Origin of the sequence: Nocardioides sp., from assembly GCF_036401255.1 — a bacterium.
Classification (GTDB): Bacteria; Actinomycetota; Actinomycetes; order Propionibacteriales; family Nocardioidaceae; genus Nocardioides.
The window spans coordinates 23,872-33,236 of record NZ_DASWVI010000190.1 but is presented as its reverse complement, the minus strand read 5'-3'; the positions used below and the strand labels follow the sequence as shown (position 1 = coordinate 33,236).

Sequence of the window (9,365 nt, the reverse complement as noted above, 5' to 3'; positions counted from 1 at the left end):
GACGGCGTGCACGTCCATCCGGCGGCACTGCGCCTCGCGACCCGGGCCAAGCCCGAGCGCATCGTGCTGGTCACCGACGCCATGGCCGCCGCCGCGGCCGCCGACGGCGACTACCGCCTGGGCCGGCTCGTCGTCGAGGTCCGCGACGGCGTCGCCCGGCTCGCCGGCACCGACACGATCGCCGGGTCGACGCTCACGATGGCGGCCGCGCTGCGGTACGCCGTACGCCACGTCGGCCTGTCGCTGCCGGACGCCGTCCGCGCGGCCACGGCCACGCCGGCCGCGATGCTGGGTCTGGCCGGCATCGGGGCGCTGGCCCCGGGCCAGCGGGCCGACGCGGTCGTGCTGGACGCGGATCTCGCCGTACGCCGGGTGCTGCACCACGGCCGGTGGGTGTCCTGAGCTCCGCCGCTTCGTCGTCGAGACACCAGGAATGGCTGTCCGGGGCGCCGATCCTCCACCACTTCTGGTGTCTCGACGGGCGATCGGGGCCGCGGGCCACGGCGGCGCGGGCTATGTGGAGCCTAGGGGACTCGAACCCCTAACCCCCTGCTTGCAAAGCAGGTGCGCTACCAATTGCGCCAAGGCCCCCGGATGGTCTCGAGGACCGGTGGGTGGTGCTGCTGGGTCAGGCCCGGTCGACCGGGTCGGTGGCCTCGGCCCAGAGCGCCTGCTCCTGCTTGCTCTCGTCGAGCTTGCGCTTGGCGAAGACGGCGCCGCCGACGGCCAGGAGGAGGAACAGGATCTTCTTCATCGGGGCTCCCACGGATCGGTGGTGTGCTGCGGATGGTGGGCCTAACAGGACTTGAACCTGTGACCTCTTCCTTATCAGGGAAGCGCTCTAACCGTCTGAGCTATAGGCCCGTGACCGAGGGGGAACACTACCGGACCCCCGCTGGGTCCGACAAAACGAGGTGCTTGTCAGCCAGAACCCGCACGACACGCCGATGCCCACCGGCGTGTCGTGCGGGTTTCACCGGCTGACCGGTGAAACCCGCCGCGGCTCAGCGCTCGTCCTCGGCCAGCGTCAGCTCGACGCCGCCGACCAGGGCCGCGGACATGTTGTAGAGGAACGCCCCGAGGGTGGCGATCGCGGTGATCAGCACGACGTCGACGACGGCCACCAGCATCGTGAAGCCCATCACGCGGGAGAGCCCGACGTACTTCTCGACGTCCCAGTTGGCGGCGTCCTCACCGCCCACGACGTCGCGGACCGTGTCGTTGATCGAGTCCCAGACCCCCGCCGCGGCGAGCACCGACCAGATGATGAACACCGCGACGACCGTGACCACGGCGAACGCGACGGCCAGCAGGAACGAGGTCTTCATCACCGACCACGGGTCGACCCTGGTCAGCCGCAGCCGGGCCCGGCGCGGGGGCCGGCCGCCGGCGGCGGCCTTCGCGGCCGCCTTGCCGGACTCGGGCCGGGCGTTCGCACGGTGCTCGTCGGCGGCGTTGCTCAGCTTCGCGGAGATCCGCTCGCCGAGAGGTGCGCGTACGGCGGTGTCCTGGCGGTCGGTCATCAGCCGTCACTCTCCCCGTCGGTGTCGGGCTCGGGGTCTCCCTCGCCCGCGGCCTGGCTCGTCTCCACGTCAGACGCGGCAGACGGCTCGATTGTTGCACCCGTACCCGCATCGGACGACTCGTCAACCTCGTCGGCCCCGTCGGCGCCGCTCCCGTCGATCTCCTCGTCCACCCGGGCCTCGATCGAGCGCGCCACCACGGCGACGGAGTCACCGGCCTTGGGCGTCACGAACTTCACGCCCATCGTCGAGCGTCCGGTGGGCCGGAAGTTCTCGTCGATGGGGCTGCGCACGACCTGCCCACCGGAGGTGATCGAGAGGACCTCGTCGCCGTCCTCGACGATGAACGCGCCGACCAGCTCCCCGCGGTCCTCGTTGGCGAGCTTCATCGCCCGGATGCCGATGCCGCCGCGCGACTGCACGCGGTACTCCGGGATCGGAGTGCGCTTGGCGAAGCCGCCGTCGGTGATCGTGAAGACGTACTGCGGGTGCAGTCCGAACCACGGTCCACGGGTCTCGGCGACCTGCTCGACCGACTCGCCCGACGCCTCGGCGGCCTCCTCGGCCTCGACCTGCGCGGCCCGGATGATCGACATCGACAGCAGCGAGTCGCCGTCGCGGAACTTCATGCCGGTCACTCCGCCGGTCGCGCGGCCCATCGGCCGCAGCTGGGCGTCGTCGGCCTGGAACCGCACCGACTGTCCCTTGCGGGAGACCAGCAGGATGTGGTCCTCGGGATTGACCAGCTCGGCGCCGATCAGCTCGTCGTCGTCGCTGCGGAAGTTGATCGCGATCACGCCGGCCTGCCGCGGGCTGTTGTAGTCGCCCAGGCGGGTCTTCTTGACCAGTCCGTCTCGCGTGGCGAGGACGAGGTACGGCGCCTGGTCGTAGTCGCGGATCGCCAGCACCTGGGCGATGTTCTCGTCGGGCTGGAAGCTGAGCAGCCCGGCGACGTGTCCGCCCTTGGCGTCGCGGGAGGCCTCGGGCAGGTTGTAGGCCTTGGTGCGGTAGACCCGTCCGGCCGTGGTGAAGAACAGCAGCCAGTGGTGGTTGGTGGTCGCGATGAAGTGCTCGACGACGTCGTCACCGCGCAGCGTCGCGCCGCGCACGCCCTTGCCGCCGCGCTTCTGGGTGCGGTACTGGTCGGCGCGGGTGCGCTTGGCGTAGCCACCGCGGGTGATCGAGACGACGAGGTCCTCGTCGGGGATCAGGTCCTCCATGGACAGGTCGCCGGCCGCCGCGATGATCTGGGTGCGCCGGTCGTCGCCGTACTTGTCGACGATCGCGGCGAGCTCGTCGATGACGATCTGCCGCTGCCGGCTGACGTTGGCCAGGATGTCCTTGAGGTCGGCGATCTCGCGCTCGATCGCCGCGAGGTCGTCGATGATCTTCTGCCGCTCCAGCGCCGCCAGGCGGCGCAGCTGCATGTCCAGGATCGCGTTGGCCTGGAGCTCGTCGATCTCGAGCAGCTCGATCAGGCCGCGCCGGGCGTCGTCGACCTCGGGGGAGCGCCGGATCAGCGCGATGACCTCGTCGAGCATGTCGAGGGCCTTGACCAGGCCGCGCAGGATGTGGGCGCGCTCCTCGGCCTTGCGGAGCCGGAACTCGGTGCGCCGGCGGATCACGTCGATCTGGTGCTCGACCCAGTTGCTGATGAACTGGTCGATGGTGAGGGTCCGCGGCACACCGTCGACCAGCGCGAGCATGTTGGCGGAGAAGTTGGTCTGCAGCTCGGTGTGCTTGAGCAGGTTGTTCAGCACCACGCGCGCGACGGCGTCGCGGCGGAGCACCACGATGATCCGCTGGCCCACGCGCGAGGACGTCTCGTTGCGGACGTCGGCGATGCCCTGCACCTTGCCCGCGTCGGCGAGCTCGGCGATCTTCACCAGCAGGTTGTCGGGGTTGACCATGTAGGGCAGGTCGGTGATGACGAGCACGGTCCGGCCGGACTTGTCCTCGTCGACCTCGATGATCGCGCGCTGCGTGATCGAGCCCCGTCCGGTGCGGTAGGCCTGCTCGATGCCGTCGCGACCGACGATGAGTGCGCCGTTGGGGAAGTCGGGGCCCTTGATCCGCTCGATCAGGGCGTCCTGGAGCTCCTCGCGGGTGGCATCGGGGTGCTCCAGCGCCCAGGTCGCGCCGGCGGCCACCTCGCGCAGGTTGTGGGGAGGGATGTTCGTGGCCATGCCGACCGCGATGCCGGCGGAGCCGTTGACCAACAGGTTGGGGAACCGGGCCGGCAGGATCGCCGGCTCCTCGGTCTTGCCGTCGTAGTTCGGGGTCATGTCGACGGTCTCTTCGTCGATGTCCCGGACCATCTCCATGGCCAGTGGCGCCATCCGGCACTCGGTGTAACGCATCGCGGCGGCCGGGTCGTTGCCCGGGGAGCCGAAGTTGCCCTGCCCGCTGACCAGCGGGTTGCGCATCACCCACGGCTGGGCGAGGCGGACCAGGGTGTCGTAGATCGCGGAGTCGCCGTGGGGGTGGTAGTTACCCATGACGTCGCCGACGACGCGGGCGCACTTGTTGAAGCCGCGGTCGGGCCGGTAGCCGCCGTCGTACATCGCGTACAGCACGCGGCGGTGCACCGGCTTGAGGCCGTCGCGTACGTCGGGCAGCGCCCGGCCGACGATCACCGCCATCGCGTAGTCGATGTAGGAGCGCTTCATCGACTCCTGCAGGTCGACGGGCTGGATCCGCCCGCCGCCGGCGCCGTCGCCGAGGTTGCTCTGCGTCTCAGTCACGATTGCTCTCTCTGGTTGCGTCTATCGATGTCTAGCGTCTGGGGTAGACGGCTAGATATCGAGGAAGCGGACGTCCTTGGCGTTGCGCTGGATGAACGAGCGGCGCTGGTCGACGTCCTCACCCATGAGGATGGAGAAGATCTCGTCGGCCTGGGCGGCGTCCTCGAGGGTGACCTGGAGCAGGACCCGCTGCTCGGGGTCGAGCGTGGTCTCCCACAGCTCGTCGGCGTTCATCTCACCGAGACCCTTGTAGCGCTGGATCGGCGCCTCCTTGGGCAGCTTCTTGCCCTGCTCGAGGCCGTCGCGCATGAGCGCGTCGCGCTCGGCGTCGGAGTAGACGAACTCGTGCTCGTGCGGCTTGTTCCACTTGATGCGGTAGAGCGGCGGCTGGGCGAGGTAGACGTGGCCGGCCTCGATCAGCGGCTTCATGAAGCGGAACAGCAGGGTCAGCAGCAGCGTGTTGATGTGGTGGCCGTCGACATCGGCGTCGGCCATCAACACGATCTTGTGGTAGCGCAGCTTGGCGAGGTCGAACTCCTCGTGGACGCCGGTGCCGAGCGCCGAGATGATCGCCTGGACCTCCTGGTTGGCGAGCACCTTGTCGATGCGGGCCTTCTCGACGTTGAGGATCTTGCCGCGGATCGGGAGGATCGCCTGGATCCGGTTGTCGCGGCCCATGACCGCCGAGCCACCGGCCGAGTCGCCCTCGACGATGAAGACCTCGCACTCCTCGGGGTTGCGTGAACTGCAGTCGCGCAGCTTGCCGGGCAGGCCCGCGCTGCCGAGCAGCCCCTTGCGGTTGCGGGCCAGGTCGCGCGCCTTGCGCGCGGCGATCCGCGCGGTCGCCGCGGCCTGGGCCTTGCGGATGATCTCCTTGCCCTCGGCGGGGTTCTGCTCCAGCCAGGCACCGAGCTGGTCGTTGACCACGCGCTGCACGAAGCCCTTGGCCTCGGTGTTGCCGAGCTTGGTCTTGGTCTGGCCCTCGAACTGCGGCTCCCCGAGCTTGATCGAGATGATCGCGGTCAGCCCCTCCCGGATGTCGTCGCCGGTGAGCCGGTCCTCCTGCTTCTTCATCAGGCCCCACTCGAAGCCCCAGTTGTTGACCAGGGAGGTGAGCGCCGCGCGGAACCCCTCCTCGTGGGTGCCGCCCTCGTGGGTGTTGATGGTGTTGGCGAAGGTGTGGACCGACTCGGTGAACGAGGTGTTCCACTGCATCGCGACCTCGAGGCTCATGTGCTTCTCGACGCCCGCAGGCGTCTCGGCCTCGAAGGAGATGATCGACGGGTTGGCCGGCTGCTTCTTGCGGTTGATGTGCTCGACGTAGTCGACCAGGCCGAGGTCGTACTTGAAGATCTGCTCGATGCCACCGCCCTCGCCGCGCTTGATCGCGTCGGCCGGCTGGGAGTCGACCTCGTCGGCGACGGTCTCGTCCTCGACGGCGTCGACGATGGTGTCGGCCTGGGGTCGCTCGTCGCGCACGACGATCTCGAGGCCCTTGTTGAGGAAGGCCATCTCGCGGATCCGGGAGGTGATCGTCTCCAGGGAGTACGTCGTGGTCTCGAAGATGTCCGGAGAGGCCCAGAACGTCACCGCGGTGCCCGTGCGCTCGCCGGGCTCCATCGGGCGGACCTCCTCGAGATCCGCGTCCGGCACACCGAGGCTGAAGGTCTGGCGCCAGAGGTGGCCGCGGTTCCTGACCTCGGCGACCACGCGCGTCGAGAGCGCGTTGACGACCGAGACACCGACGCCGTGCAGGCCGCCGGAGACCTTGTAGCCGCCGCCGCCGAACTTGCCGCCGGCGTGGAGGACCGTGAGCGCGAGCGTCAGCGCCGGCAGCTCCTGTCCGGGCGCGGTGTCGGTGGGGATGCCGCGGCCGTTGTCCTCGACCCGGACCCCGCCGTCGGCCTGCAGCGTGAGCACGATGCGGTCGCAGTAGCCGGCGAGCGCCTCGTCGACGGCGTTGTCCACGATCTCCCAGATCAGGTGGTGCAGACCGCGCTCGCCGGTCGAGCCGATGTACATGCCCGGGCGCTTGCGGACCGCCTCGAGGCCCTCGAGAACCTGGATCGCGGAGGCGTCGTACTCGGTCTCGACCCGGCCGTTGGACGGCTCGGGAGCGGTCGGCGCGGGGACGGGGTTCTCGTCGGGCTCGACAGGGTTGACGTCGCTCACGCGTACCTCTTCTGAAGGGTCTGCACATGGAGAAGGCCGCTGCGCGAGGGCTGTGCGGCCATCGTCCATGATAGCCCGCTGAGGGCCGTATTCCACGTGTCGCCGTCCGAGGGAGGGGCGTCTGTGGAGGAAATCGGGCCATAAGCGCCCCGTGAGCGCGGCTGCGCGGGCCGAACAGGGGTGCGGACGGGCCCCGGTATGGCCGTGGGGCCCACGAGTCGCCACGGGGGCGTCGACGGGGGACCTCAGCCGTAGGTGTCGCGCGGTCCCCGCCCGTCGCGGACCGAGCGCGGACCCTTCTTCCACGACGGCCCGTGCGGGCCGAGCACCTCGATGAGCGTCACCGTGCCGTGGCCGAGCTCCTCGTTGAGGCGGCGTACGACGGTCGGCGCGAGCAGCCGCAGCTGGGTGGCCCAGGCCGTGGAGTCGGTGCGCACCACGAGGCGGCCGTCCGCGAACGTCTCGGGCGTGCAGTGCTGCGCGACCTCGGCGCCGACCAGCTCCTCCCAGCGGCCGAACACGCCGTGCACCCGCAGGTCGAGGTCCCAACCGTGGTCGGCGACCAGGCGGCCCAACGTGGTGTCGAGCAGCTGTGGGTCCCGGTCGTCGGGGTGCGCCCCCGACACGCGCCCCGGCCGGGGCGCGTCCTTCTTGCGCTGTTTCTTGCGTGCCGCCGGCGTCGCCTTCGCGGTCGCACGGGTCAGGGCCCTGGCCAGGTCGAGCCCGTCGTCGTGGTGCTCGGGGCGGTCCGGGTCGCGGGGCTCCTCACTGCTCACGGGTCACCTCCCCGTCGCCGACGGCGTAGCGCACCCCCGCCAGCGCGGCCGGCACGTCCTCCGCGACCGCGGCCGTGACCAGCACCTGCTCGGCGTCGGCGACGAGCTCGGCCAGTTGCGAGCGGCGCTCGCTGTCGAGCTCGGCGAACACGTCGTCGAGGATCAGGATCGGGTCGTCGCCGTCGGCGCGCAGCAGGTCGTAGGACGCGAGCCGCAGGGCGAGCGCGAACGACCACGACTCGCCGTGCGACGCGTAGCCCTTCACCGGGAGCCGGCTCTCGGAGGCACCGTGGCCGAGCGTGAGCAGCAGCTCGTCGCGGTGCGGGCCCACCAGGGAGACCCCGCGGTCGAGCTCGTCGCCGCGGCGCCGCTCGACCTCCGCGAGCAGCGCCGCCGTCAGGTCGTCGCGGGCGGTGCGGCCCTCGAGGTCGAAGGAGGGTCTGTACTCGATGTCGGCGTCGTCGCGGGTCGCGCCCCGAGCGACGGTCTCGTAGGCCTTGCCGAGGTAGGGCCGCAGCGCGTCGACCAGCGCGAGCCGCTCGGCGAGCAGCTCGGCGCCGGTGCGGGCGAGGTGGGCGTCCCAGACCCCGAGCGTGGACAGGGCCGCCTCCTGCCCGGAGCTGCCGCGCCGGGCGGCGCCGGCGGTCTTGAGCAGGGTGTTGCGCTGGCGCAGCACCCGGTCGTAGTCGGCCCGCACGCCGGCGAGCCGGGGGATCCGCAGCACGAGCAGGTCGTCGAGGAAGCGGCGCCGGTCGGACGGGTCGCCCTTGACCAGCGTGAGGTCCTCGGGGGAGAACACCACGGTGCGCACCAGACCGATCAGCTCCCGCGCGCGGGGGAGCGGGGCCCGGTTGACCCGGGCCCGGTTGGAGCGTCCCGGGTTGAGCTCGACCTCGAGCACGGCCGTGCGCCCGTCGCGCACCACGGCGGCTCGGACCACGGCCTGGTCACAGCCGGCGCGCACCAACGGCGCGTCGCTGGCGACCCGGTGGGAGCTCAGCCGCGAGAGGTAGTCGATCGCCTCGACCAGGTTGGTCTTGCCCTGCCCGTTGCGCCCGACGAACGCCGTGGCACCGGGAGACAGCTCGACCTCCGCGGTGGCGTAGGAGCGGAAGTCGTGGAGGCTCAGGTGTGCGACGTACATGACCGCTCGTCGAGGTGCGGGCGAGATGAGCCGCTCGCTCGCTGCGCTCGCGCGCAGCTCCGCGGGCTACTCACCCACGTCTCCTCCGGCTGGGGGCTCGGTGTGTACGGCGTGCCCACCGAACTGGTTGCGCATCGCGGCGACCGCCTTCATCGCCGGGCTGTCGTCCTGGCGCGACGTGAACCGCGCGAACAGCGCAGCCGAGATGGCGTGCATGGGGACGGCGTGGTCGATCGCGGCCTGCACCGTCCAGCGGCCCTCGCCCGAGTCGTCGGCATAGCCCGAGATCTGGTCGAGGTGCGCGTCCTCGTCGAGGGCGGCGACGAGGAGGTCGAGCAGCCACGACCGGATGACCGTGCCCGAGCGCCAGGAGTCGAAGACCTCCGCGACGTTGTCGACGAGATCGACCTTCTCCAGGAGCTCCCAGCCCTCGGCGTAGCTCTGCATCATCGCGTACTCGATGCCGTTGTGGACCATCTTGGCGAAGTGCCCGGCGCCCGGCTTCTTGCCCGCGTGGACGAACCCGCCCTCGTCGGGCTTGAGCGCTTCGAAGGCCGGCTGCACCTTCGCGACGTCCTCGTCGGAGCCGCCGCACATCAAGGCGTAGCCGTTCTTCAGGCCCCAGACCCCGCCGGAGACCCCGCAGTCGACGAAGCCGACGCCGCGGCGGGCCAGCAGGTCGGCGTTCTCCTGGTCGTCGGTCCACTTGCTGTTGCCGCCGTCGACCACGAGGTCGCCCTCGTCGAGCAGCTCCCCGAGCTCGCGGATCGTCTCGCGGGTCGGGTCGCCCGAGGGCACCATCACCCAGACGACCTTGGGGGAGGGCAGCTGCTCGACCATCGCCTCGAGGCTGTCCACGTCGGCGACGTCCGGGTTGCGGTCATAGCCGACGACCGTGTGCCCGGCCTCGCGCAACCGCGTGCGCATGTTGCCGCCCATCTTGCCGAGCCCGACGAGTCCGATGTGCATTCCACAGTTCCTCTCTGCCGCGGCCCGGTCGAGCCCA

At 70.6% G+C, this 9,365-nt stretch carries 8 protein-coding genes and 2 tRNA genes; 1 reads left to right on the top strand and 9 read right to left on the bottom strand.

Annotated elements, in window-relative coordinates:
* On the top strand, nt 1-402 hold a 402-nt coding region (locus VGD85_RS08930; protein WP_331063097.1), incomplete at its 5' end, for an amidohydrolase family protein.
* 116 nt (nt 403-518) lie between these two features.
* Here VGD85_RS08930 and VGD85_RS08925 read toward each other — a convergent pair.
* From VGD85_RS08925 to gnd, 9 genes are all read right to left on the bottom strand, one after another.
* Nucleotides 519-591 (bottom strand) — tRNA-Ala (locus tag VGD85_RS08925).
* Nucleotides 592-628: 37 nt separating this feature from the next.
* On the bottom strand, nt 629-754 hold the full coding sequence (locus VGD85_RS08920) for a DLW-39 family protein (RefSeq protein ID WP_238383399.1): 126 nt from the start codon (nt 752-754) through the stop codon (nt 629-631).
* Nucleotides 755-787: 33 nt separating this feature from the next.
* A tRNA-Ile gene (locus VGD85_RS08915) sits at nt 788-864 on the bottom strand.
* A gap of 140 nt (nt 865-1,004) precedes the next feature.
* Nucleotides 1,005-1,523, bottom strand: a complete 519-nt coding sequence (locus tag VGD85_RS08910; RefSeq protein ID WP_331063096.1) for a DUF3566 domain-containing protein — start codon at nt 1,521-1,523, stop codon at nt 1,005-1,007.
* Nucleotides 1,523-4,192 carry a DNA gyrase subunit A gene (gene gyrA / locus VGD85_RS08905; RefSeq protein ID WP_414690786.1) on the bottom strand — a complete coding sequence of 890 codons (2,670 nt, stop codon included), beginning with the start codon at nt 4,190-4,192 and terminating at the stop codon, nt 1,523-1,525. Before gyrA ends, VGD85_RS08910 begins: the two co-directional genes overlap by 1 nt.
* A gap of 126 nt (nt 4,193-4,318) precedes the next feature.
* Nucleotides 4,319-6,508 carry a DNA topoisomerase (ATP-hydrolyzing) subunit B gene (gene gyrB / locus VGD85_RS08900; protein WP_414690784.1) on the bottom strand — a complete coding sequence of 730 codons (2,190 nt, stop codon included), beginning with the start codon at nt 6,506-6,508 and terminating at the stop codon, nt 4,319-4,321.
* A gap of 176 nt (nt 6,509-6,684) precedes the next feature.
* A complete protein-coding gene (locus VGD85_RS08895; protein ID WP_331063093.1) occupies nt 6,685-7,215 on the bottom strand; it encodes a DUF721 domain-containing protein in 531 nt (176 codons plus the stop codon).
* Entirely contained in the window at nt 7,205-8,359 is a 1,155-nt protein-coding gene (gene recF, locus VGD85_RS08890; protein WP_331063092.1) for a DNA replication/repair protein RecF, read from the bottom strand. The genes VGD85_RS08895 and recF overlap by 11 nt, the downstream gene beginning before the upstream one ends.
* A 66-nt stretch (nt 8,360-8,425) precedes the next feature.
* Nucleotides 8,426-9,328 carry a phosphogluconate dehydrogenase (NAD(+)-dependent, decarboxylating) gene (gnd, locus tag VGD85_RS08885; protein WP_331063091.1) on the bottom strand — a complete coding sequence of 301 codons (903 nt, stop codon included), beginning with the start codon at nt 9,326-9,328 and terminating at the stop codon, nt 8,426-8,428.
* Between the last annotated feature and the right edge of the window lie 37 nt (nt 9,329-9,365).

What these genes read in the sequence shown, in the direction of transcription:
- VGD85_RS08910 (WP_331063096.1), bottom strand. Translation starts at nt 1,523, where the DNA reads ATGACCGACCGCCAGGACACCGCCGTACGCGCACCTCTCGGCGAGCGG.
- gyrB (WP_414690784.1), bottom strand. Translation starts at nt 6,508, where the DNA reads ATGGACGATGGCCGCACAGCCCTCGCGCAGCGGCCTTCTCCATGTGCA.
- gyrA (WP_414690786.1), bottom strand. Translation starts at nt 4,192, where the DNA reads ATGAAGCGCTCCTACATCGACTACGCGATGGCGGTGATCGTCGGCCGG.
- VGD85_RS08920 (WP_238383399.1), bottom strand. Translation starts at nt 754, where the DNA reads ATGAAGAAGATCCTGTTCCTCCTCCTGGCCGTCGGCGGCGCCGTCTTC.
- recF (WP_331063092.1), bottom strand. Translation starts at nt 8,359, where the DNA reads ATGTACGTCGCACACCTGAGCCTCCACGACTTCCGCTCCTACGCCACC.
- gnd (WP_331063091.1), bottom strand. Translation starts at nt 9,328, where the DNA reads ATGCACATCGGACTCGTCGGGCTCGGCAAGATGGGCGGCAACATGCGC.